Annotated in this window: 27 protein-coding genes; 21 read left to right on the top strand and 6 right to left on the bottom strand. The window is 62.5% G+C overall.

Annotated features, from left to right (window positions below):
* Positions 1-45 precede the first annotated feature (45 nt).
* The 4 genes from lepB to V7D69_RS02160 are packed head-to-tail and all read left to right on the top strand — an operon-like array spanning position 46 to position 3,500.
* Positions 46-891, top strand: coding sequence for a signal peptidase I (lepB, locus tag V7D69_RS02175; RefSeq protein WP_324060985.1), 846 nt, complete (start codon positions 46-48; stop codon positions 889-891).
* A 13-nt stretch (positions 892-904) separates the two neighbouring features.
* On the top strand, positions 905-1,573 hold the full coding sequence (gene rnc, locus V7D69_RS02170) for a ribonuclease III (protein WP_324060991.1): 669 nt from the start codon (positions 905-907) through the stop codon (positions 1,571-1,573).
* On the top strand, positions 1,570-2,463 hold the full coding sequence (gene era, locus V7D69_RS02165) for a GTPase Era (protein ID WP_324060984.1): 894 nt from the start codon (positions 1,570-1,572) through the stop codon (positions 2,461-2,463). Before rnc ends, era begins: the two co-directional genes overlap by 4 nt.
* Positions 2,463-3,500, top strand: coding sequence for an SGNH/GDSL hydrolase family protein (locus V7D69_RS02160; protein WP_324060983.1), 1,038 nt, complete (start codon positions 2,463-2,465; stop codon positions 3,498-3,500). The genes era and V7D69_RS02160 overlap by 1 nt, the downstream gene beginning before the upstream one ends.
* Here the strand turns inward: V7D69_RS02160 and recR are convergent.
* Positions 3,475-4,071 (bottom strand): recombination mediator RecR, encoded by a 597-nt coding sequence (gene recR / locus V7D69_RS02155; protein ID WP_324060981.1) that lies wholly within the window; start codon positions 4,069-4,071, stop codon positions 3,475-3,477. The genes V7D69_RS02160 and recR overlap by 26 nt on opposite strands.
* 53 nt (positions 4,072-4,124) lie before the next feature.
* Between recR and fmt the strand changes: the two genes are divergently transcribed.
* Together fmt and truA are read left to right on the top strand one after the other, a co-directional pair.
* The gene (gene fmt, locus V7D69_RS02150) at positions 4,125-5,033 is read left to right on the top strand and encodes a methionyl-tRNA formyltransferase (RefSeq protein WP_324060980.1); all 909 of its coding nucleotides are present in this window, start codon (positions 4,125-4,127) and stop codon (positions 5,031-5,033) included.
* Positions 5,030-5,776, top strand: coding sequence for a tRNA pseudouridine(38-40) synthase TruA (truA, locus tag V7D69_RS02145; RefSeq protein ID WP_333604963.1), 747 nt, complete (start codon positions 5,030-5,032; stop codon positions 5,774-5,776). Before fmt ends, truA begins: the two co-directional genes overlap by 4 nt.
* A 13-nt stretch (positions 5,777-5,789) precedes the next feature.
* Here the strand turns inward: truA and cobS are convergent, their stop codons facing one another.
* Positions 5,790-6,782: a cobaltochelatase subunit CobS gene (gene cobS / locus V7D69_RS02140; protein ID WP_324060978.1), complete on the bottom strand. Its 993-nt coding sequence runs from the start codon at positions 6,780-6,782 to the stop codon at positions 5,790-5,792.
* A 62-nt stretch (positions 6,783-6,844) separates the two neighbouring features.
* On the bottom strand, positions 6,845-7,543 hold the full coding sequence (locus V7D69_RS02135) for a winged helix-turn-helix transcriptional regulator (RefSeq protein WP_333604962.1): 699 nt from the start codon (positions 7,541-7,543) through the stop codon (positions 6,845-6,847).
* Positions 7,544-7,615: 72 nt separating this feature from the next.
* Here V7D69_RS02135 and V7D69_RS02130 point away from each other — a divergent pair, with 72 nt between their 5' ends.
* The 8 genes from V7D69_RS02130 to V7D69_RS02090 all read left to right on the top strand — a co-directional run bounded on the left by V7D69_RS02130 (position 7,616) and on the right by V7D69_RS02090 (position 12,677).
* Positions 7,616-8,044 carry a VOC family protein gene (locus V7D69_RS02130; protein ID WP_324060976.1) on the top strand — a complete coding sequence of 143 codons (429 nt, stop codon included), beginning with the start codon at positions 7,616-7,618 and terminating at the stop codon, positions 8,042-8,044.
* Positions 8,045-8,066: 22 nt separating this feature from the next.
* Positions 8,067-8,729: a glutathione S-transferase family protein gene (locus tag V7D69_RS02125; RefSeq protein ID WP_333604961.1), complete on the top strand. Its 663-nt coding sequence runs from the start codon at positions 8,067-8,069 to the stop codon at positions 8,727-8,729.
* Positions 8,730-8,744: 15 nt separating this feature from the next.
* Entirely contained in the window at positions 8,745-9,494 is a 750-nt protein-coding gene (locus tag V7D69_RS16165) for a DUF1428 domain-containing protein (protein ID WP_442947033.1), read from the top strand.
* Between the two features lie 3 nt (positions 9,495-9,497).
* Positions 9,498-10,295 carry a VOC family protein gene (locus V7D69_RS02110; protein ID WP_324060974.1) on the top strand — a complete coding sequence of 266 codons (798 nt, stop codon included), beginning with the start codon at positions 9,498-9,500 and terminating at the stop codon, positions 10,293-10,295.
* A gap of 70 nt (positions 10,296-10,365) precedes the next feature.
* On the top strand, positions 10,366-10,992 hold the full coding sequence (locus tag V7D69_RS02105) for a glutathione S-transferase family protein (protein WP_324060973.1): 627 nt from the start codon (positions 10,366-10,368) through the stop codon (positions 10,990-10,992).
* Positions 10,989-11,483 carry a VOC family protein gene (locus V7D69_RS02100; RefSeq protein ID WP_324060972.1) on the top strand — a complete coding sequence of 165 codons (495 nt, stop codon included), beginning with the start codon at positions 10,989-10,991 and terminating at the stop codon, positions 11,481-11,483. Before V7D69_RS02105 ends, V7D69_RS02100 begins: the two co-directional genes overlap by 4 nt.
* Positions 11,484-11,533: 50 nt before the next feature.
* Positions 11,534-12,187, top strand: a complete 654-nt coding sequence (locus V7D69_RS02095; RefSeq protein WP_324060971.1) for a glutathione S-transferase family protein — start codon at positions 11,534-11,536, stop codon at positions 12,185-12,187.
* Positions 12,188-12,224: 37 nt separating this feature from the next.
* Complete coding sequence (locus V7D69_RS02090; RefSeq protein ID WP_324060970.1) at positions 12,225-12,677, top strand: SRPBCC family protein; 453 nt, start codon at positions 12,225-12,227, stop codon at positions 12,675-12,677.
* Positions 12,678-12,742: 65 nt separating this feature from the next.
* Here V7D69_RS02090 and V7D69_RS02085 read toward each other — a convergent pair whose 3' ends face one another.
* Entirely contained in the window at positions 12,743-13,300 is a 558-nt protein-coding gene (locus V7D69_RS02085) for a J domain-containing protein (protein ID WP_324060969.1), read from the bottom strand.
* 72 nt (positions 13,301-13,372) lie between these two features.
* Between V7D69_RS02085 and V7D69_RS02080 the strand changes: the two genes are divergently transcribed.
* Positions 13,373-13,645 carry a BolA family protein gene (locus V7D69_RS02080; RefSeq protein ID WP_333604960.1) on the top strand — a complete coding sequence of 91 codons (273 nt, stop codon included), beginning with the start codon at positions 13,373-13,375 and terminating at the stop codon, positions 13,643-13,645.
* 7 nt (positions 13,646-13,652) lie between these two features.
* On the opposite strand, the gene V7D69_RS02075 is transcribed toward V7D69_RS02080, so the two are convergent.
* On the bottom strand, positions 13,653-14,732 hold the full coding sequence (locus V7D69_RS02075; protein WP_333604959.1) for a DUF2332 domain-containing protein: 1,080 nt from the start codon (positions 14,730-14,732) through the stop codon (positions 13,653-13,655).
* Positions 14,733-14,770: 38 nt separating this feature from the next.
* Between V7D69_RS02075 and hisG the strand changes: the two genes are divergently transcribed.
* From hisG to V7D69_RS02045, 6 genes are all read left to right on the top strand, one after another.
* On the top strand, positions 14,771-15,424 hold the full coding sequence (gene hisG / locus V7D69_RS02070) for an ATP phosphoribosyltransferase (protein WP_333604958.1): 654 nt from the start codon (positions 14,771-14,773) through the stop codon (positions 15,422-15,424).
* On the top strand, positions 15,424-16,713 hold the full coding sequence (gene hisD / locus V7D69_RS02065; RefSeq protein WP_333604957.1) for a histidinol dehydrogenase: 1,290 nt from the start codon (positions 15,424-15,426) through the stop codon (positions 16,711-16,713). Before hisG ends, hisD begins: the two co-directional genes overlap by 1 nt.
* Entirely contained in the window at positions 16,710-17,153 is a 444-nt protein-coding gene (gene nusB / locus V7D69_RS02060; protein WP_333604956.1) for a transcription antitermination factor NusB, read from the top strand. The genes hisD and nusB overlap by 4 nt, the downstream gene beginning before the upstream one ends.
* A gap of 71 nt (positions 17,154-17,224) precedes the next feature.
* Positions 17,225-18,181 carry a thiamine-phosphate kinase gene (gene thiL, locus V7D69_RS02055; RefSeq protein WP_324060963.1) on the top strand — a complete coding sequence of 319 codons (957 nt, stop codon included), beginning with the start codon at positions 17,225-17,227 and terminating at the stop codon, positions 18,179-18,181.
* Positions 18,182-18,335: 154 nt separating this feature from the next.
* A complete protein-coding gene (locus V7D69_RS02050) occupies positions 18,336-20,429 on the top strand; it encodes a sodium-translocating pyrophosphatase (protein WP_333604955.1) in 2,094 nt (697 codons plus the stop codon).
* 267 nt (positions 20,430-20,696) lie between these two features.
* Positions 20,697-21,764, top strand: a complete 1,068-nt coding sequence (locus V7D69_RS02045; protein WP_442947035.1) for a GNAT family N-acetyltransferase — start codon at positions 20,697-20,699, stop codon at positions 21,762-21,764.
* A 102-nt stretch (positions 21,765-21,866) separates the two neighbouring features.
* Here the strand turns inward: V7D69_RS02045 and V7D69_RS02040 are convergent, their stop codons facing one another.
* Positions 21,867-23,471, bottom strand: coding sequence for a phosphoenolpyruvate carboxykinase (locus V7D69_RS02040; RefSeq protein ID WP_324060960.1), 1,605 nt, complete (start codon positions 23,469-23,471; stop codon positions 21,867-21,869).
* Positions 23,472-23,567: the final 96 nt, after the last annotated feature.

Genomic DNA, 23,567 nt, shown 5'->3' with positions numbered 1-23,567 from the left:
GGATCGCACTTGACGCCGGACGTTGCTGGCAACAAGGGTTCGCGCATGAACGAAACGCCAAGCGCAAGCAATCTCGACGCTGGACCACCGGCAACCGGAGCCGACGTTCCGGCCAAGAAGGACGAAAACTTCTTCTCGTTCCTGCTGTGGCTGGCGCTGGGCGTAATTGTGCTGCGCAGTTTCATCGTCTCACCTTTCAATATCCCAAGCGAATCCATGCTGCCCCGCCTGCTCGATGGCGACTATCTGTTCGCGACGAAGTGGTCTTACGGCTATTCGAAATATTCCCTGCCGTTCAGCGTGCCGCTGATCCCCGGCCGCCTGTTTGCGCGCCAGCCCGAGCGCGGCGATGTCGTCATATTCAAGGCCCCCCCTGGCAATGATGTCGACTACATCAAGCGCGTGATCGGCCTCCCTGGTGATGAAGTGCAGGTTAAGGGTGGCCAGGTATGGCTTAACGGCAAGCCGGTTCCGAAAGTGCGGATCGCCGATTTCGTGCTGCCGGTTACACCCAACACGCATTGCTACGGGCCCGAATTCGAAGGCACTGGCAAGGATGGGCGAAAGGTCTGTAATTACCCACAGTTCCAGGAGACGCTGCCTAACGGCAAAAGTTACAATGTGCTCGACCTGGGACAGACGCCGCAGGATGATACCGGCGTCTACGTGGTGCCGGAGGGCCAGATGTTCCTGATGGGCGACAACCGCGACAATTCGCTCGATAGCCGGTTTCCCGCCGTCGAGGGCGAAGGCATCGGCATCGTCCCTCAGGCCAACCTCGTCGGCAAGGCGGCCGTGATGATGTTCTCCACGAACGGTTCCGCCGAATGGCTTAAGCCATGGACCTGGTTCACTGCAGCCCGCTGGAGCCGCATCGGAGGCACGTTCTGAGTGCCTGATGCTCATGCTTGACGGCGAAACGCGCACTTTTCTTACTCGACATGCCGGACATACGCCCGAAGATGAGGCGCTCTGGCTCGCGGCGCTCACCCATGGCTCGACAGGGGACAAGCGCAATTACGAGCGACTGGAGTTTCTGGGCGATCGCGTACTTGGCCTTGCGATCGCCGAATGGCTCTATCGTGAGAGCGATGAGCCGGAAGGACGGCTCTCGCAGCGCCTGAACGCTCTTGTCAGCCGCGCCACCTGCGCCGGCATCGCGCGCGAGATCGGACTGGGACCGCACATGCGCCTGGGCAAGCAGGCGCGCGATGACGGCGGCGAGGATTCCGACAATATCCTGGGTGATGTGATGGAAGCGATGATCGGCGCCTGCTTCACCGAACGCGGCTTCCCCGCCGCGCGCGACATGGTGCGCAAGCTCTGGGCCGATACGCTGGCGGGCAAGACGGGCAAACGCAAGCATCCCAAATCGGCATTGCAGGAATGGGCCGCCGGCAGCCGTCGCCGCATGCCGGAATATCGTCTGGTCGACCGCGCCGGACCCGACCACGCGCTGCGTTTCACCGTAGAGGTCCATGTTCACAATGTCGGATCGGCGCAGGCGACGGCCGGTTCCAAGCAGGAAGCCGAAACGCTGGCCGCGGAAGAATTCATGAGGAAGTTCGCATGACGGAGAGATGCGGCCTCGTCGCCGTGATCGGCGCGCCGAATGCAGGCAAGTCTACATTGGTCAATGCTTTGGTGGGGCAGAAAGTCGCCATCACCTCAGCCAAGGCGCAGACCACGCGGGCGCGCCTGCTCGGGATCGCTCTGGAAGGCGAGGTGCAGATCATTCTGGCCGACACACCGGGCATTTTCGCGCCCAGGCGTCGCCTGGACCGCGCGATGGTGGCCGCCGCCTGGGAAGGCGCGCAGGAGGCCGACGCCATTCTGCTGGTCGTGGATGCGATCAAGCAACGCCGGCACGAGCTTGAGCCCCTGCTGGAAACGCTAAAGGATCGGCCGGAGCGTAAACTGCTGGTGCTCAACAAGGTGGACGCCAGCCCGAAGGAGCCGCTCCTTACCCTCGCGCAGGACCTGACGGGCAAAGCGCCCTTTGACGAGGTGTTCTACATCTCCGCTCTTTCCGGCGACGGTGTGCCGCAACTCAAGGCCCGCCTAGCGGAACTGATGCCTGACGGCCCCTGGCATTACCCCGAAGACCAGGTGTCTGATGCGTCGGAGCGGCTCCTGGCGTGTGAAATCACGCGCGAGCAATTGTACCAGCAACTGCATGACGAGTTGCCTTACGATGCTGCCGTCCGCCCCGAAAGCTATGTTCAGCGTCGCGATGGATCGGTGGAGGTCCGGCAGCAGATCGTCGTTGCGCGAGACAGCCAGAAAGCCATCGTGCTGGGCAAGCGCGGAGCAAAGATCCGTGCCATCGGCGAAGCGGCGCGCAAGGAACTGGCCGAGGTGCTCGGACAGAAAGTCCATCTTTTCCTCCATGTGAAAGTGGAAGAAAACTGGGCGGAGGCCCGCGACATCTACGAGGAAATCGGGCTGGACTGGGTCAAGTGATGAAGCCGATCGTCATGCTGGCTCTGGCTATTGCCGCACTCTCGCCGGGGATGGGCGAACCCGCCCGCGCCGCGGAAAGTGCGCCTTCCGAAACTGTGGTCGAGGAAAGCCTGGAGGGGCAGCGTTATGTGGCGATCGGCTCCTCTTACGCCGCGGGCCCGATGCTGCCGCCGCCCAAGCCCGGTGGCCCGGCCCGCTGTGGGCAAAGCCTCAGCAATTATCCCACTCTGCTTGCAGAGCGGTTCGGCATGACGTTGATCGATCGTTCATGTTCAGGCGCGACGACCGACCACGTGCTTGGCCCCTGGGGAGATATCCCGCCGCAGATCGCGAGCATCACCCCGGCCACGCGGCTGGTGACGCTCACCATCGGCGGAAACGACCTTTCCTACATCGGCAACCTCTTTTCGGCCACCTGTGCGTTCCGGGCCCGCGCTCTGGAAACATCAGTCGCAAAACCCGTGGCCTGCGGCGGCGTGAAAGTACCGACGGAAGCCGACTATGCGCGCGACGAAGCGCAGCTCGACGAGATCGCCCGGCGTATCCGCGCCGCCGCGCCGCAAGCACGTCTGGTCTTCGTCCAATATCTCACGCCGCTGCCGCCCGCTGGCGCGCTTTGCCCGGCGACGCCGGTGAGCGAGCAGGACGCCGCGATCGTGCGTGAGATCGGCCACCGGCTGGCCCGGATAACCGCCCAGGTCGCACAGGTGAACAACGCCCTCGTGGTGGAGATGAACCAAGCCTCTGCCAATCACACACCTTGCGATCCGGAACCCTGGATGATCGGCGCCCCGCCAGGCTATGACGGGCGGCACGGCCTGCAATGGCACCTCAACAAGGCCGGCATGCAGGCCACGGCGGACACCATAGCCTACTGGCTGGTCAAGTCCGGCGTAAAGCCGGCCCAGCCGAACATGCCGGTAAGGTTGACCTTGCCCGCTCCTGCGCCGGTATTGCTCTCTCCGCCGAAACCGGCTCCAACCGGCACCGCCAAGAAGGCATATCGAAACCTCAGCCCACGGGCCGCCGCGCCCTGATCGCCTGCGCCAGCGTACCCTCGTCAAGATAATCCAGTTCGCCGCCGACCGGCAGCCCATGGGCGAGTTGCGTCACCCGCACCGGATAGCGCTCCAGCCGCTCGGCGATATAATGGGCTGTGGTCTGCCCTTCGAGAGTGGCGTTCATCGCCAGCAGCACTTCGTCGATCCCGCCTTCGGCGATCCGCTGCAGCAAGCGATCGATCGTCAAATCCTCCGGCCGCACACCGTCCAGCGCGGACAGCCGCCCCCCTAACACGTGATAACATCCAGTGAACAGCCGCGCCCGATCCAGCGCCCAGAGATCGGCGACTTCCTCCACCACGCAGAGCGAACGCGGATCGCGGCGAGGATCAACGCAAATCCCGCAAGGATCGGTGGTGTCGACATTGCCGCAGATATGGCACTCGACAAGGGTTTCCTTGACGGCGGTAAGCGCATCCAGCAGTTGCACCAACGCCGTCTCTCGCCTCTTTATCAGCCACAGCACCGCGCGCCGGGCCGAGCGAGGGCCAAGGCCGGGCAGGCGCGACAGGACGGTGGTCAACGTCTCGATCTCTTGCGATGCCATGGGCATTTCCCTAACCGCTCTGCCAGGTCTTGTCGAAGGACGGAGCAGGATTTTTGCGCATCATCTTCATGGGAACACCGGAATTTGCCGTACCCGCGCTCGTCGCGTTGGTGGAAGCGGATCATGAGGTCGTGTCCGCTTACACGCAGCCTCCCCGTCCCGGTGGGCGGCGGGGCAAGGAATTGACGCCCTCCCCCGTCCACCAGGAAGCCGAGGCGCGCGGAATCGAGGTCCGACACCCGGTGTCGCTGAAAGGTGCCGGCGACCAGGCGGCATTCGCAGCCCTTCAAGCGGATATCGCGATTGTGGCGGCTTATGGTCTGATCCTCCCGCAGGCCGTGCTGGACGCGCCGGTTCTAGGCTGCCTCAACATCCATGCATCGATTCTCCCACGTTGGAGAGGGGCTGCCCCCGTCCAGCGTGCGATCCTGGCTGGCGATCCGACCACTGGGGTCACCATCATGCGGATGGAAGCAGGGCTCGATACCGGGCCGATGCTGGCAACGCTGCGCACAACGATAGATCGCAAGACTGCGGGCGAATTGACCGCCGAGCTGGCTGAAAAAGGTGCGCGTTTGATGATCGATACGCTGCGCGAACTCGACAAGCATCGTCCGGTAGTCCAACCCGAGGTCGGGGTGACTTACGCAAAGAAGATCGACAAGACGGAAGCTCGTCTCGACTTCACGCAAGCAGCAGAACAAGTGGAGCGACAGATCCGCGCCTTCGCTCCGACGCCGGGAGCCTTCTTCGAACTGGAGGGCGAACGGTACAAGGTCCTGGCCGCCGACCTTACCGACGGCGCGGGAGAGCCGGGCGAGACGCTGGACGATGCGCTGGCGATGGCTTGCGGCGCGGGAGCTGTCCGGATCACCCGGATTCAGCGCGCGGGAAAGCCGGCCATGACTAGCGCGGATCTGTTGCGTGGCCGCCCGATCCCGGCGGGAACGAGGCTGGCTTGACCCGGTTTGCCCTCACCCTTGAGTTCGACGGCGGCCCCTTCATGGGCCTGCAGCGCCAGGCGCATGGCCCGTCAGTGCAGCAAGCGCTGGAAGAAGCAGTCATGGCGGTGACCGGCGAAACAGTGGTTATGCATGCGGCGGGACGGACCGACGCCGGCGTTCACGCGTTGGCCATGAAAGTCCACGTCGATATCACCAAGCCCTTTACCCCTTTCCGGCTGATGGAAGCGCTGAACGCCCGGCTGCGCCCAGCTCCCATTGCGGTACTTGCTTGCCGTGCGGCGCCGGACGACTGGCATGCGCGGTTCTCCTGCGTCGGCCGCGCTTACCTTTACCGCATTGTCAACCGGCGCGCGCCGCTGACGCTGGAGCGTGGCCGGGCGTGGCAAGTGGCAAAGCTGCTCGACGAAGCCGCAATGCATCGCGCGGCGCAGGCGCTCGTGGGGCGGCATGACTTCACGACGTTCCGATCTGCCCATTGCCAGGCGCAGTCACCCGTCAAAACGCTCGATCGGCTCAGCGTCGAACGCGAAGGTGACATGGTTCTGATCGAGGCCGAGGCCCGCAGCTTCCTGCATCACCAGGTCCGTTCGATGGTCGGCTGCCTGGCGATGGTGGGGCTCGGCCGATGGCGGGAGGAACAACTGCGCGAAGCGTTGGAAGCACGCGACCGCCAGGCGCTGGGCCTTAACGCGCCGCCGGACGGGCTCTATTTCGTGCGGGCGGTGTACCCGGACGAATGAACGGCGGCGTTCTTCAGGCTTTGCTCACTACGCTTTCCGGCAGCTCGGTTCCGAACACACGCTGGTAGTATTCGGCCACCAGCATACGCTCCGTCTCGTCGCACTTGTTGAGAAAAGAGAGGCGGAATGCGAAGCCCACGTCCTTGAAGATGCCGGCGTTCTGCGCCCACGTTATCACCGTACGGGGGCTCATGACGGTGGAAATGTCGCCGTTGATGAAACCCTGGCGAGTGAAGTCGGCCACCTTGACCATCTGTGCGATAGTGCCGGCGTCGATCTGCGGCACCTTCTTGCTGACGATCGCCGTCTCCGTCTCCGCGGGGAGGTAATTGAGGCCAACGACAAGGTTCCAGCGGTCCATCTGGCCCTGGTTGATCTGCTGCGTGCCGTGATAAAGGCCCGAGGTATCGCCAAGACCCACCGTGTTGGCCGTGGAGAAGAGCCGGAAGAACTTGTTCGGACGGATGACCCGGTTCTGATCCAGCAAAGTCAGCTTGCCTTCGGTTTCCAGCACGCGCTGAATCACGAACATCACATCCGGCCGGCCCGCGTCGTATTCGTCGAAGACCAGCGCCACCGGGTGCTGCAGCGCCCAGGGCAGCAAGCCCTCGCGAAACTCCGTAACCTGCAGCCCGTCGCGCAGGACGATCGCGTCGCGGCCGATCAAGTCGATGCGACTGATGTGCGCGTCAAGGTTGATGCGGATGCACGGCCATTTGAGCCGGGCAGCGACCTGTTCGATATGCGTGGACTTGCCAGTGCCGTGATACCCCTGGACCATCACGCGGCGATTGAAGGCAAAACCTGCCAGGATCGCAAGGGTAGTGTCCGGGTCGAAGACGTAAGTATCATCGAAATCGGGCACGCGCTCATCCGCCACCGAGAAGGCGGGAACCTTCATGTCTATGTCGATCCCGAAGGTTTCGCGCACGTCGAGTTCGATATCAGGCGCGGCCAGCGCGGTGGCGTCGCGGTTCTCGGTCTTGATGTTCGCAGAGTCAGTCATCGCGGGAATCGCCTAAAGGAGGCAGCGTTGCACCGCAATAAGCTTTCCTTGCCCTCTGCCGTTCATGAGCCGCACTTTGGCGGCAACGCGAACAGATCGATGAAGCGTTGCGCCAACGCGGGATCGCCGGCAATCGCCAGCCGGTTCCCCGCCTCTTCGGGCTTCTGCTTGCCATAAAACACCGGCAGGAAATCCGAGGCGCTGGGCGCGCTGAAGCGTAAATCGGGAGACATTTCCGCCTCGCCCGCCGGATGAATACTCAGCTCTTCGCCGCGGAGCCGCCCGGCGAACCGATCGCCGCCCACATCGAAGGCAACCCACAGTTCAAGATCGCCGATCCTACCGGGATCAAGCATGGTGCGCAGCGAGAGCATGAGCGCCACCGGCGTCAGCGGCAGCGCCGGATCGTGCAGCGGCGAGCGCACGGCCCAGCGCCCCAATTCCTGCAGTACCGGCTCCAGCGCCCGCCCCCATTCCGTCAACTGATAGACTTGCGCCGAAGCGGGCGGCGGCAGATGCGTGCGTTCGACAATGCCCAGCTCGCGCAGCGTCTCCAGACGCTCGGTCAGCGTCTTGGCGCTTAGGGCGGGCAGACTGGCGCGAATGTCGCTGAAACGTCGCCCGCCTAGCATAAGCTCGCGAATCACGAGAAGTGTCCAGCGTTCGCCGACAAGTTCCATCGCGAACGCAGCCCCGCAGGCATCGTCATACCATTTGCCGTGCACGACCCGACCCGGATAAGTTTCTTTTTTAAACTTCATAGTTGCTTTTTGTAACTCAAGTGGCACCCTAAGGCAATATCGATTCGCAGATAAACAAATGGGAGAAGCCTGATGAGTCGCATGATTTTCGTGAATCTGCCCGTTGCCGATCTTGCCCGTTCCAAGTCCTTCTACGAGGCGCTTGGCTTTGTGAACAATCCCCAGTTCACAGACGACACGGCCGCCTGCATGGTCTGGTCGGAGACGATCTTCGTGATGATCCTCACACATGAAAAATGGGCGCAGTTCACCGCGCGGCCGATCCCTGATCGGAACTCCAGCGAGGTGATGCTGTGTCTTTCCTGCGAAAGCCGCGCGGAAGTGGACAGCCTGAACGCTAAGGCGGATGGCACCGGCGGTATTGCAGACGTCAATCCCGCGCAGGATCACGGCTTCATGGCAAGCCGTGCCTTCGCCGATCCGGACGGGCACGTCTGGGAGGTCATGTGGATGGACCCAACGGCCATTTCCGGAGAAACCGCCGCCGAACCGGCCATCTGAACGATTTTCGGGAGAAAAGAAGATGCCTGTCAATGAAGCTGCAAAAACCCTGGTCACCGCGTTCGACAACGTGCCGCCGTTCGCGCGCGGCTATGTGCGGGACTTGCGCGTGCGCTGGGCGCTGGAGGAAATTGGGCGCGACTATTGCCCGCAGTATTTCGACGCCATGCAACCGAAGCCGGACGAATATCGCGACTGGCAGCCTTACGCCCAGGTTCCCGCCTTTGCGGACGGCGACTTGCGCCTGTTCGAAAGCGGCGCAATCCTGCTTTATCTGGGCGAACAGGACGAGCGGCTCCTGCCGCGCGATCCGGCGCAGCGTTGGGCGGCCGCGAGTTGGCTGATCGCGGCGCTCAACAGCGTCGAGCCGATCCTGATGCAGATCGTCAATCTGGATGTGTTTCAGGCCGGCCAGCCTTGGACGCGGGAAGCCCGTCCTTCCGCTCTCGAACTCGCTCGCGCTCGCCTGGCGAGCACGGCGCGCGGACTGGGGGATCGGGAGTGGTTCGCCGGTCCGTTTTCGATCGCCGACATCATGATGGTCACGGTGCTGCGCAACGTGGATCACACCGATCTCGTTGCCGAGTTCCCAACCCTCTCGGCCCTTAAGGCACGGGGAGAGGCGCGGCCGGCTTTTCAACGCGCTCTTGCCGACCAATGCGCCGGTTATCGCGAACCGGCCTAACATGGGAGATATGCCATGTCCTACATCGAAGGATTCGTGTTGGCAGTCCCGACCGCCAACAAAGAGAAGTTCATCGCTCACGCGGAAGAAATCGATCCGCTGTTCTTGAAATTCGGGGCTCGCCGCGTGCTGGAGGGCTGGGGGGAAGACATTCCCTCCGGCAAGCAGACCGACTTTTTCCGGGCCGTGGAAGCGAAGGATGACGAAACGGTGTGCTTCAGCTGGATCGAATGGCCCGACAAGGCCGCACGCGAGCAAGGCATGGGCAAGATCATGGAGATGATGAAAGCCGAGGCGCGTTTCGATCCGGCGAAGAATCCGATGCCCTTCGATGGCAAGCGGATGATCTTTGGCGGCTTTGAGCCGATCGTGGACGAAGGGAAGCCAACGCCGGGCGCCTATGTCCAGGGCTTCGTTCTCGCCGTTCCCGAAGCGAACAAGGAAGCTTACCGCAAAATGGCGACAAAGGCCTGGGATATGTTCGGGGGATACGGCGCGCTGCGCCTGGTCGAGGCGTGGCAGGAAGAAGTGCCGGAAGGCAAGCAGACCGACTTCTTTCGCAGCGTGCAAGCTCGGCCGGATGAGAAAGTGGTGTTCTCATTCGTCGAATGGCCCTCTCGCGAAGCTTGCGACGCCGCTTCGGCGAAAATGCAGGCGGAAGTGCAACCGCCTTCGCCGGACGAGTTGCCCTTCGATGGCAAGCGCATGATTTACGGCGGCTTTCAACCGGTCGTGGAGCGAATCCGCCAAACCGCAGGAGCATGACCCATGAGCAACCCGACAGGAAGTTTCATCTGGTACGAATTGATGACCACCGATCCGCAGGGAGCCACGGCGTTTTACGGCGATGTGGTCGGCTGGAAGGTGATCGGCGGCGGACCGCAACCGAGCGGCGTCGATTATCGGCAGATCGTACGCAGCGACGGCGCCGCCGCCGGAGGCATGCTGGCTCTCAGCGAACAGATGCAGGCCGGCGGTGCGCGGCCCTGCTGGCTGGGCTACATCCACGTCGCGGACGTGGACAGCACAGTCGAAGGAATCGTTGCTGACGGCGGCAAGGTGCTCATGCCCAAGACATCGATCGGCGTGGGCAGCTTCGCCCTTGTGACGGATCCCCAAGGCGTGCCCTTTTACGTGATGTCGCCGATCCCTCCGGCGCATGATCCGGACGCCACTAGCGATGTCTTCTCGCCCACCAAAGCTCAACACGTTCGGTGGAACGAGCTGATGACCACCGATGCCGATGCGGCTCTCGCCTTTTACCAGCGGCATTTCGGCTGGGGCCAGGAAGGCGCCATGGACATGGGATCCCTCGGCTCTTATCGCTTCCTTCAATGTGGCGGCGTCACCATCGGCGCGTTGATGCAGAAGACGCCGCAGGCCCCCTTCCCGTTCTGGACCTATTACATCGGCGTGGACGACATCGGTCGCGCGGCGGCCGCCATTGAGGCCGGGGGCGGCAAGATCATTCACGGACCGCACGAAATTCCCGGCGGGGAATTTTCGCTGAGCGGAATCGATCCCCAGGGCGCTCCTTTCGGACTGGTAGGACCAAAACTGTCATAGGAAACGAAAATTCCTTGACATTTTTCATTTTGTTCTCTATTTGTTCATATACCTCAGGGAGGATCCGCCGATGGCCGATTACACGTTCTACACCCATCCGATGTCTCGTGGACAAATCGCCCGCTGGGCGCTTCACGAAGCGGGTGCGGATTACGAACAGGCGCTAGTGCCGTGGCAGGACAAGCCTGCCGGTTTCCTCTCCGCCAATCCGATGGGCAAGGTGCCCACCCTTGTCCATCATGCGGAAGATGGGGACAGGGTGGTGACGGAAGCCGCCGCGATTTGCCTCTACCTTGCCGAAATGCATCCCGAGGCGGGCCTGCTGCCCAATGATGCGGAAATGGCGGATTACTATCGGTGGACGTTCTTCGCGGCGGGTCCGGTGGAACAGGCGATCACATCGCGCAACCTGAAGTTCGAGCCTTCGCCGGAGCAGGAGCCAATAGCCGGCTGGGGCAGCTTCGATCGCACGATCAAGACTCTCGACAGCCATCTGGCCGACGCTGTCTGGATTTGCGGCGATCGCTTCACCATGGCGGACGTCTATGTCGGCAGCGCTGTCGACTGGGGTTTGAACTTCGGCATTCTCCCTCCCCTGCCTTCCTTCGCCGCCTATGCCGAACGCTGCCAGGGCCGCGCCCCTTACAAGGCCGCCAAAGCCATCGACAATGCCTTGATCGCGGAGATGAAGAAATGAACAGCACCATCAAGAACCGCATCTGCCTATGGTTCAATCAGAACGCTGAAGAGGCCGTAAACTTTTACGCCGAAACTTTTCCCGACACCCGCGTCGAAGGCATTACGCGCGCGCCCGGCGATTATCCCGACGGCGTGGAAGGTGCGGTGCTCGTCGTCGAGTTTACCTGCATGGGCATTCCGGTGATCGGCCTCAACGGTGGCCCCCAATTTTCGCATAGCGAAGCCTTCTCGTTCCAGGTCGTCACTAACGACCAGGAGGAAACGGACCGCTACTGGAATGCGATCGTCGGCAATGGCGGGCAGGAAAGTATGTGCGGCTGGTGCAAGGACAAATGGGGTGTTTCCTGGCAGATCACGCCGCGTCAACTTCTGGAGAGCTATAGCGATCCCGATCCAGCAGCGACCCAGCGCGCGTTCAACGCGATGATGACGATGCGCAAGATCGATGTCGCCGCCATCGAGGCCGCACGTGCGGGCGTCGAGGCATAAACGCCCCGCCGAAACGCGCATATGTTGACCCTTTGCGGAGATTGGAAGTCATGACCCTGGCGCTCTATGGCCATCCCTTTTCGTCATACACGTGGAAGACACTGATCGCGCTTTATGCGGCCGAGGTGAAGTTCGTGTTCCGCATGGTCGATCCCGACCATCCGGAGAACGTGGCGGCGGTCCTGTCAGCCGGGCCGCTCGGCAAATTCCCGGTCCTGCAGGATGGGGAAAACTTGGTGTTCGAGGCGACCTCCATCGTCGAACACATCGCGAACCGCCACGGCGCCGTGAATACCCTGGTGCCGCGCGATCCCGACGCAGCGATCCGCATCAGGATGCTGGACCGGGTATTCGACAATTACGTCATGACTCCCATGCAGGAGGTGGTCGGCGAATATCTACGAAACCCCGAAAACCCGGATATGATGCGGGTCGGAGAGGCGCAGGCACGGCTTGAACGGACTTACGCCTGGCTGGAAGGGTGGCTGGAATCCTATGCCGTGACGGACCGTATCACTCTTGTCGAATGCGCCGCCGCCCCCTCGCTGTTCTATGCCGACTGGGTGCATCCGATTGCGGAGCAATTTTCCTCTCTCAGGCGCTGGCGTGCGCATCTTCTGCAATTGCCTCCGATCGCACGATGCGTGGACGAAGCCCGTCCCTATCGCGCGTTTTTTCCACTTGGCGCGCCGGATCGCGATTGATTGCCCACCCGCGCAAAAAACCCATGGAGAGAGCCACGTGCCCGATACAGCCAACGAACTGTCAGTAACCCGCTTCATCGCGGCCACGCCGGAAAAAGTCTGGGAAGTCATGACTGATCGCCAGGAGGAATGGTGGTGCCCCGCCCCCTGGCGCGCGCAAGTCGATCGGCAGGACCGGCGCCCGGGCGGTGCCTGCGAGATGACCTTCTATGGGCCGGACGGTGAAGTGATGCCTCAGAATGGTATCTATCTCGCCTTTGAGGAAGGCCGCCGGTTCGTGACCACGGACGCGATCGTGGATGATTGCCAGCCTGCCGGTCCCTTCATGATCGGTATCTGGGAAATCGAACCGGAGTCGGACGGCACCCGCTACACCGCCCGCGCCCGCCACTGGAATGAGGAAACCCGCAAACAGCATGAGGAAATGGGCTTCCGCGAAGGCTGGGGCGCCTGCGCCGATCAGCTTAAGGCGCTATGTGAGGCGGAATAGGAGAACTGCGGCAAGCGGATGAGACCATACTGCCCGGCTTCAGCGCCCCGCTTCAGTACGATGGCTTAAGCGAAAGCGGTCGCCTTGCGCAGCAGTTGATATGCCTCAACCACGCCTTGCAGGCGGGCGGAATGGCTGTGATCTCCGCCATTGTGATCCGGGTGATACTGGCGCAACAATCGTGTGTAACGCTGCCGCAACGCCTTGCGATCAACGTCACCGCCAAGGCCCAACACATCAAGCGCGCGTCTTTCCTGCGGCGTGAAACGCGCATTTTCGGGTTTCAGTTCAGCATTGCGCCGATCAACGTGAACGCGCGCGCGGGCGCTGATGGCCTCCAACGGATCGGCGAAATCAGCCCAGCGCGGTATTCCGCCGATCCCGGCGTCGGGGCGGAACGCGCGACTCTGCGCTTCCCAACCATGAAGGGGCGACTGGGCGCGAAGGATTTCCTCGGTGTTCATGCCTTCGAAATAATCGTAGCCCGCATTGAACTGGCGCACGTGGTCCAGGCAAAACCAACGGTACTCGCCCGGCCCGTCGAAACCGGACGGCCGAACCCCCGGCGCGCGGAACTCGCCCGCGCCTTCGCATCCGGGCCAGTTGCACGCCTGCCCGCCCATTTCGTACCTGCCATGAAATCTCTGGTGTCTCACTGGCTTCAAGATGGGGGATGAAGCGCTTAAATGGAACCCATGAACGGACCACTCACACAGGAAATGCGGCAACTCCTCACCGCCGCTTTCGAGCCATCTAGCCTCGATATCATCAACGATTCCGCCAATCATCACGGGCATACGGGTGATGATGGGAGCGGCGAATCGCATTTCACCATCGTCATCGAAAGCGCCTGCTTCACCGGCCTCTCCCGCCTGCAGCGCCAACGCCTCGTGAATGCCGCGCTCGGCGATATTCCCGGCAACCGAGTACACGCCGTCGCTATCAAGGCGCGCGCGCCGGGGGAATAGGCGCCGGTCAGGCGCCACCCAGCCATTCGATCCACGCTCCATGAGCATGTGCCCGTGCAAGCAGGCGCCATTCCTTGCCGCCGGGCCAGTACCGCATGTTCACCACGTGCCCCAGAAAGGTCCGGTCGGCCTCGACGGAAATCCAGGCAAGCGCGCTGTCAGGGCCGGCTTTTGCCCCCGTCAATTCCATGGCCTCGTCAATCCGTCGGCGCTGATCCTCGGGCACATACTGCATAACGATGGAATGCATCAGGACGCGCGTGGTCCCGGTCGCTCGCGGGCGCGCCAGTTCCTGTTCGACGAAATCGGCCGCGTTCATCCGGACAAGATCGGGCGGCGAGGCGTGCGCGGCGGCGATGGCGGCATCAAGGCGGGCAAAACGCGCCGTGTGTTCGGGCCAGATATAGGCGCGCAGGCGCAGGGCCTGCTCCGGATCGGCAAGATCGATCGGCGCGACATCGCAGCCCTTCAGCGAAGCGAATGCAATCGGCAGGTCCGGTGGCGGCGCGCCTCGCCATTCGGGCGTGAAGGCCATCACGCCTGAGGCGGGCCCGATCTTCACCCCGCCCAGATCATAGCGATAGCGATCGATCATCAGGTTGATCCCGGCGCTCGATCCCACTTCCAGACATTCGAAGCGCGTGGGCAGCCCTTGCGATGCCAGCCACAGCATGCCGGCGATGAAATTGGACGAGCGCCCCGCTTCATTGGTCTGCGGTGGCCCGTCAAGCCAGGGCAGCAGATATTGAGCATGCTCAAGCGCAACATTGCTGACGATCGCCACGTCGTCCGCCCTCGCTCCGGCATAGATTGGCGCCAGCGACGGGGCGCGGCCAGACTGGAACAGCGCATGAAGCCCACCCGCCACACGCAAAGGCAAGGCGTCCGCAAGCGGCTTGCCCTTCCAGCCACGGATATGAGCGACGAAGGGGCCGGCGCGCGGATCGTCCAACAAGGCGGCGATTGCCGCGACGACGCGCGCGGTGATCGGCGCATTATTGTTTCGGCAATAGGCCACCTGGTTGGCGAAAGCTTCAGTGACATCGCCGCCAAATCCCTGCCCGAAATCTTTCTGTTCCTGCGCCATGTTGCCCTTTCGCCGGTTGCGCCCTAAATGCGCGCACCATGCCGAAACCGCTGACCTTTGCCGTGCCCAAGGGCCGAATCCTCGACGAGGCGCTGCCGCTGATGGCCCGTGCCGGTGTAGCGCCTGAGGCGGAGTTTCACGACAAGAAGTCTCGCGCGCTGTCCTTCGCCTGCGAAAACAGCGACATGCGCCTGATCCGCGTGCGCGCATTCGACGTGGCCACGTTCGTGGCGCACGGCGCCGCGCAAGTCGGCATCGTCGGTTCAGACGTGGTGGAAGAATTTGCTTATCCCGATCTCTATGCTCCGGTCGATCTCGATATCGGTCATTGCCGCCTGTCCGTAGCCGAACCGGAAGGGCAGATGGGCGCCGCCCTGCCCTCGCACCTGCGCATCGCCAGCAAATATCCCAATCTGACGCGGCGTCACTTCGAGAAGCTGGGGGTTCAGGCCGAAGTGGTGAAGCTGAACGGTGCGATGGAACTGGCCCCCTCGCTCGGCCTCTCGAACCGGATCGTCGATCTCGTCTCCACCGGGCGGACGCTCAAGGAGAACGGCCTGGTCGAAACCAGCCGCATCCTGGATATTTCCGCGCGCCTCATCGTCAATCGCGCCGCGCTCAAGACGGACGACCGGGTCGCCGCACTGGTGGAGCGCTTCCGCGCGCTAGTGGCTGAGAAGGCCGTCTCCTGATGTTGCGCCTGTCATCCCGCGCGCGCGGCTTTGCCGAGGCATTCACAGGCGTGGTGGCCGATCGGCGCGAAAGCGCTGTCGATGTCGCGGCTGACGTTTCCGCCATCCTAAAGGACGTGCATGAGCGCGGCGATGCGGCCTTGGCGGAACTGACCGCCAGGTTCGATGGGCATGACCTCGACAAAAGTGGCTGGAACATCGATGCAGCCACATGCCGGGCCGCTTTTCACGCGCTGGATGCCGGGCTGCGCGCCGCCCTGGAACTGGCTGCCGAACGCATCCGCGCTTATCACGCAGCACAGCTTCCCGAAGATCGCGACTATACCGATGATGCTGGTGTGCGCCTGGGCGCAACCTGGCGCGCGGTCGACGCCGCCGGTCTCTATGTGCCGGGTGGGCGGGCGGCTTATCCTTCATCGCTGCTGATGAACGCCATTCCCGCCAAGGTCGCGGGGGTTGAGCGGCTAGTGGTCGTCACGCCCACACCGAAGGGCGAAGTTAACCCGCTGGTGCTGGCTGCCGCCCATCTGGCCGGCGTGAACGAAGTCTGGCGCATCGGCGGCGCCCAGGCGGTGGGAGCACTGGCTTATGGCACCTCGCGCATTTCCCCGGTAGACGTCGTTACCGGCCCCGGCAACGCCTGGGTCGCCGAAGCGAAGCGCCAGCTTTACGGCGTAGTCGGCATTGACATGGTGGCCGGACCTAGCGAGATCCTGGTCATCGCTGACGCACGGAACGATCCGCGGCGCATCGCGGCCGACCTGCTCAGCCAGGCCGAACATGATCCGACATCTCAGTCGATCCTGATTACCGACGATGCGGCTTTCGCCGACGCCGTTTCCCAGGCCGTGCAAGGCGAACTCGCCGGCCTTGCGACGCAGACGGTGGCGCGAGCCAGTTGGGAGGCGAACGGCGTCATCATCGACGTTGCCGACTTTGAAGAGGCGCCCGCGCTTGCCAATGCTCTCGCAGCCGAACATGTGGAAATCGCCACTGACGATCCCGAGCAGTTGATGCGCCGAATCCGCCATGCCGGATCGGTGTTCCTGGGCCGGATGACGCCTGAAGCGGTGGGCGATTATGTCGCCGGTCCCAATCACGTGCTGCCCACCGGGCGGCGGGCGCGGTTCTCCTCCGGGCTTTCCGTGCTCGATTTCATGAAGCGCACCAGTTTCATCCAACTCGATCAGGCGGCGTTGCAGGCGATCGGCCCAGCCGCCGTGGCCCTGGCCGATGCCGAGGGACTTCCCGCGCATGCGCGCTCCATTTCTGTAAGGCTTGGCCAATGACCGGTTCCAAAAAGGCTCGCGCGGCCGCACGTCTCGCCGCTGTTCAAGCACTCTACCAGTTCGAAATGGAAGCAACGCCGCTGCCATCGCTGCTTGACGAGTTCCATCGCCACCGGTTGGGCATGGAGATCGACGAGGATCGGTATGCTCAGGCCGAAGTGGCGTTCTTCGATGACGTGGTGAAAGGCACGATTGCGCGCTGCGAAGAGATCGATGAGCTGCTGACCGGCAAGCTTGCGCAGGGGTGGTCGCTCACGCGCCTGGACAAGACCATGCTGCAGATCCTGCGCGCCGGTGCATATGAACTGCTCGCCCGTGCGGATGTGCCCGCCCCAGCGGCCATCTCCGAATACGTCGATGTGGCGCACGCCTTTTTCGAACCGCGCGAGGCGAAGTTCGTCAATGGCGTGCTGGATGCCGTGGGCAAGGCGGTCCGGTAAATCCCCGGCCGCCCATTCTTGGCTGTAAGCCGGCTCTCGACAGGAAGGGACCGGCTGGGCATGAACATGGGGTGACCACAGAGTTCGCCCTGATTGACGCGCTGCGTCGCATTGCCACATCCTCCGCTGCGCGTGGCTTGCTGGATGACGCCGCAGTCATTCAGATCGGCGATGAAAAGCTGGTGCTCACGCTCGATACGCTCGTGGAAGGCGTACATTACCTGCCCGATGACCCGCCGGATACGGTGGCGTGGAAACTGGTCGCAGTCAACGCATCCGATCTTTCGGCCAAAGGTGCCGAGCCGCTGGCTTGCCTCTATTCCCACGCGCTTGGTGAAGACTCGTGGGACCGGGCCTTTCTTGACGGACTGGCGCGCGCCTGCACGCATTTCAGTCTGCCCCTTCTGGGCGGTGACACGGTGCGCATGCCCGAGGGCGCGCCGCGCAGTTTCTCGCTGACGGCGCTGGGCCGTGCGAAGAGGGATCAACCTGTCCCGTCACGCGGCGGCGCCAGGGTCGGAGACCGCCTTTGGGTCAGCGGCACGATCGGCGACGCGGGGCTTGGCCTGGCCGTGCTTCGCGGCCGCAAAGCGAAACAATCGGCCGCGCAATGGTTGGTCGCGCGTTATCGCACGCCGTCACCTGACACTCGCCTCGGCCCCGCCCTGGCTCCCTTTGCATCAGCCATGATGGACATATCGGATGGACTTCTGATCGATGTTCAACGCATGGCGGAAGCCAGCGGCGTCGCTATCGGCATAGGCATCGAAAGCGTCCCCCTATCCCCCGCGTTTCGGGCAGCCGCCGGAGATGATTTCGACGCTCGGCTCATGGCCGCGACAGCGGGTGACGATTATTGCCTGCTGTTCGCCGCCCCACCGGAGCATACCGCGCGCATCCGCGAAACAGCCGCCGCGCTTGACCGCCAGGTCAGCGCGATCGGTGCGGTTTCGGACGGCGGCGGACTGGTGCTTTTCCACCAGGGCCAACCTGTCCCGCTGCCCGATCACGTGGGTTATCGCCACTGACCATACCGTCGCCGCAATGATTTGACCGGCCGCGAGCATGTAGCGCCGCCGCGGATAAGCCGCTTGCCAGCCTCCCAGCTTGTCTGTAGCCCTTTCGCCTTCGAACAGGAAAACCTGTCGAAACAACGAAAAACAAATGGGAAGGGGGCGTTACGTGAACTTAGTCACGATCGCAATTGTCCTGGGGCTTCTAGCCATCGTCTATGGCTTCGTCACCAGTCGTCAGGTGCTAGGCTCTCCGGCCGGCAGCGCAAAGATGCAGGAAATCGCAGCAGCCATTCAGGAAGGCGCTCAAGCTTACCTGAAGCGGCAATATTCCACGATCGCCGTGGTCGGCGTGATTGTCGCCGTCATCATCGCCGTAACGCTGGGCTCGCTCTCCGCCACCGGCTTTGTCATCGGCGCGATCCTTTCCGGCGTCGCCGGTTTCATCGGCATGAACATATCCGTGCGTTCCAACGTACGCACGGCGGCGGCGGCTCAACATGGCCTGCAGCCGGGCCTGACCCTCGCATTTCGCGCCGGCGCCATCACGGGGATGCTGGTCGCCGGCCTCGCGCTTCTCGCGATCGCTGTGTTCTATTGGTACTTGACCGGCCCCGCCGGCCATACCGTGGGTGGAGAAGACCGCACCGTGGTGCAAGCGCTCACCGCGCTGGCCTTCGGCGCCTCGCTGATCTCCATCTTCGCGCGCCTCGGCGGCGGCATCTTCACCAAGGCGGCGGACGTCGGCGCCGATCTCGTCGGCAAGGTGGAAGCGGGCATTCCCGAAGACGATCCCCGCAATCCGGCCGTGATCGCTGACAATGTGGGCGATAACGTGGGCGACTGCGCCGGTATGGCCGCCGACCTGTTCGAAACTTACGTCGTCACCGTCGGCGCCACCATGGTGCTGACAGCGCTGTTGCTGAAGGGCTTGCCCAACCTGAACGCGCTAATGGCATTGCCCCTTTTGATCGGCGGCGTGTGCATCGTCACCTCCATCATCGGCACATATTTCGTGCGCCTGGGCAGTTCGGGCAACATCATGAACGCGATGTACAAGGGCTTCCTGGTGACGGCCGTGCTGTCGGTTCCCGCTATCTGGTTTGCCATTCGTTACGCGCTGGGCGACATGGAAACACCGATCGATGACGGCCAGATTACCGGCCGCGTCCTGTTCTATTGCTCGCTGGTCGGCCTGATCATCACTGGGTTCATCATCTGGATCACCGAGTATTACACGGGCACCGCCTATCGGCCGGTTCGCTCGATCGCCAAAGCATCGATCACCGGCCATGGCACTAACGTGATCCAAGGTCTGGCGGTCTCGCTCGAAGCAACGGCGCTGCCGACCCTGGTGATCGTCACCGGCATAATCGTCGCTTACCAACTCGCCGGACTCCTCGGCATTGCCTATGCGGCGACCGCGATGCTGGCGCTTGCTGGCATGGTCGTTGCGCTCGACGCCTATGGCCCGGTTACGGACAATGCCGGCGGCATTGCCGAAATGGCCGGCCTGGACGACAGCGTGCGCGAGAAGACTGACGCGCTCGATGCGGTGGGCAATACCACCAAGGCCGTTACAAAGGGCTATGCGATCTGCTCGGCGGGCCTTGCCGCGTTGGTGCTGTTCGCCGCCTATACCACTGACCTTCGCGAGTTCTTCCCGACCCTGGAGGTCGATTTCAGCCTGGAGAACCCGTATGTGATCGTCGGGTTGCTGCTCGGTGCGCTGCTGCCGTATCTGTTCGGCGCGCTCGGCCTGACGGCGGTGGGCCGTGCCGCCGGCGATGTCGTGGTCGACGTGCGGGACCAGTTCCACAACGATCCCGGCATCATGGCCGGCACGTCCAAGCCAAACTATGCCAAGACGGTGGACCTGGTCACCAAGGCGGCGATCAAGGAGATGATCCTGCCCTCGCTGCTGCCGGTGCTGGCGCCCATCGTTGTGTTCTTCGCAATCAAGACCGTGGCCGGCGCTGAAAACGGTTTCGCCGCGCTTGGGGCTCTGCTCCTCGGCGTGATCGTCGGCGGCCTGTTCGTCGCGCTCTCAATGACATCAGGCGGCGGCGCGTGGGACAATGCCAAGAAATTCATCGAAGACGGCAATCACGGCGGCAAAGGCTCCGAGGCTCACAAGGCTGCGGTGACCGGTGATACCGTGGGCGATCCCTATAAGGACACCGCGGGCCCGGCCGTAAACCCGATGATAAAGATCACCAACATCGTCGCCCTGCTACTTCTGGCGGCGATAGCGGCTCATTGATAGGCTTTACCTGATCTTTAAAAACGAAGGCCCGCCGGGACGATCCGGTGGGCTTTCTTTTTGAAATCGTTCAATCAATCAATCTGTTACTGTTAGTAATTCCTTGATAGTTAACCATTAGGCACGCCGAAACATTCCGCCGCCCCCAACCGGAAGTTCAAATACGTGGCCAGCAAAGGAAACAAAAATAACGCGTCCTTGGCGCGCGATACAGCCGCCAAACGCGATTACCTGCCCAACTTCACGCTCGCCTGCGTGCCCTGGCGCATGCTGGAGGATGAAGTCGAGGCGTGGGATCGTTTAGCGGGGCGAGCGGCGGAGCCTAACCCCTTCTTCGAAAGCTGGTATCTTCTTCCTTCGCTGCGCCATCTTCCGGAAACGGACGCGGTGACGGTGCTACGCTTCGAGCAGGACGGCGAGCTGGCCGGTATCCTGCCGGTCGTTCGGCCCGCGCGGTATTACCGCTGGCCGGTGCCGCACTTGTCAAGCTGGCTCCACGCTAACTGCTTCTGCGGGGTGCCGCTGGTTGCGAAAGGATGCGAAGCGCCCTTCTGGCGCGCCACGCTGGAATGGGCCGATGGCGCGCCGGGAGCCGCCTTGTTCATGCATTTGCGCGGCATCGTGCTCGGCGGTCCGATGCATGCCGCGTTGCGAGGGGTAATCGCCTGCGATGGCCGCAAGATAACGATCGTCCACAACGAAACACGCGCCATGCTGGCCTCCGATCTCTCTCCCGAAAGCTATCTGGAAGCGTCACTTTCGAGCAAGAAGCGCAAGGAACTGCGCCGTCAGGCCAATCGCCTTGCCGACGAAGGCGAAGTTTCATACGAGCGCCACACCGGCGCGGACGATATAGATCAATGGTGCGATCAGTTCTTCGCGCTTGAAGCGGCCGGCTGGAAAGGCGCAGCCGGCTCCGCGCTTGCCTGCCGAGAGGGCACGGCCCAATTGTTCCGCGAAAGCCTGCAAGGCGCAGCGGCGCAAAGCCGGCTGGAACGGCTGACACTGCGGTTAAGCGATAGGCCGATTGCCATGCTGGCGACGTTCCTCACCCCGCCAGGCGCTTTTTCCTACAAGACCGCATTCGATGAGGAGTTCGCGCGCTTTTCCCCAGGAGTGCTGCTTCAGCGGGAGAACCTGACCATGCTCGAACGGCCGGAGATTGCCTGGAGCGACAGCTGCGCATCTGCCGACCACCCAATGATCGATCACCTTTGGCGCGAACGCCGGAAGGTCGGCCGCATCTCGATCGCTATCGGCGGCTTGATACGCCGTGCCGCGTTCAACGGCTTCGTTCGGACCGAGATGGCGCGAAGCCCGGAAATAAGTTCGTAAGCGAAAGTTCTCCTGAGACCCGCGCAGATACGATTGATGAAAAAACAAGGGCTCCGAGGCCACTGCCCCGGAGCCCTTGCGATAGCAAAATGAAGCGCTGTCTCAGGCGGCAGGCGCGGCTGCGCGAACGCCCTCGTCAACATGATCCTCAAACTGGGCGAAGTTATCGATGAACTGCTTCACCAGCGTCTGCGCGGTCTTGTCGTATTCCAGCGGATCAGCCCAAGCCCCGCGCGGATCGAGCAAGCGAGTCTCAACGCCCGACACCGCCACCGGCACTTCGAAACCGAAGTTCGGGTCTTCCTTGAACTCCGCGCTGTTCAGGCTGCCGTCAAGCGCGGCGTTAAGCAGAGCGCGCGTCGCCTTGATCGGCATGCGCTTGATGCCCTCCATCGTCGCCTTTCCGCCTGACCAGCCGGTGTTGACCAGCCAGCACTTCACCCCGCCCTTGGCGATGCGCTCCTTCAGCAGGTTGCCGTAAACAGTGGGATGGCGAGGCATGAACGGTGCGCCGAAGCAGGTGGAGAAAGTCGCTTCCGGCTCCGTGACGCCGATCTCAGTGCCGGCAACACGAGCGGTGTAGCCCGAAAGGAAGTGATACATCGCCTGGTCCGGAGTGAGCCGCGCGATCGGCGGCAGCACGCCATAAGCGTCCGCGGTCAGGAAAATGATGTTTTTCGGAACCGGCCCCAGGTTCTCTTCCGAAGAGTTCGGAATAAAGTCGATCGGGTAGGAACCGCGGCTGTTTTCCGCCAGTGAATTGTCGTCAAGGTCAATCTCGCGGGTGTCCGGATCGATCACCACATTTTCCAGCACCGTGCCGAAACGCTTGGTCGTGGCATAGATCTCCGGCTCAGCTTCAGCCGAAAGGCGAATCATCTTGGCGTAACAACCGCCTTCGAAATTGAACACGGCAGTGTCAGACCAGCCATGCTCGTCATCCCCGATAAGCGTGCGCGAAGCATCGGCGGACAGCGTGGTCTTGCCCGTGCCGGACAGGCCGAAGAACACCGCGGTGTCGCCGGCGGGCCCGATATTCGCGGAGCAGTGCATCGGCATCACGCCCTTGACCGGGAGCAGGTAATTCAGAATCCCAAAAACCGACTTCTTCATTTCGCCGGCATAGGCAGTGCCGCCAATGAGGATCAGCTTTTCTGTGAAGTTAACGGCAATGATGGTTTCGCTGCGGCTGCCATGGCGCTCAGGATCAGCGCGGAAACTGGGCAGGTCGATGATCGTGTATTCGGGCTCGAAGCCGGCCAGTTCATCGGCTGACGGACGCACCAGCAGGGTGCGGATGAACAGGTTGTGCCAGGCCAACTCGTTGATGATGCGGACATTAACGCGGTATTCCGGCTGCGAGCCGCCGAACAGATCGGCGACATAGAGCTTATCCTTTTCGGCGACAGCCTTGAGGAAATCCTCTTTGAGCGCGGCGAAATGTTCCGGCGTCATGGGAACGTTGGTCTTGCCCCACCACACCGTGTTTTCCGTTTCCGCATCCTTGACGATGAACTTGTCCTTGGCGGAACGCCCGGTGTGCTTGCCGGTGGCGACGACGAATGGCCCATCGACCGAAAGCATACCCTCCCCGTTTCGGACAGCCTGCTCCACGAGCGGGGCGGTGCCGAGGTTCGCGAGAATTTGCGCCTTCGTTTCAATGCCCTGTTTCGCGAGCGGATAGCTAAGGGAAGCGGTCAATGTCATGTCCTCCAAAAGATCGCACTACCGGGGCGCGCCCGGAGGGCAAAAGCGGCTTTGCCGCAGAGTCTGCTAGAATCGGGTCGCGCATAGTCGACGCCA

Source organism: Novosphingobium sp., from assembly GCF_036733805.1.
GTDB lineage: Bacteria > Pseudomonadota > Alphaproteobacteria > Sphingomonadales > Sphingomonadaceae > Novosphingobium.
This window is presented reverse-complemented; position numbering and strand designations above follow the sequence as displayed.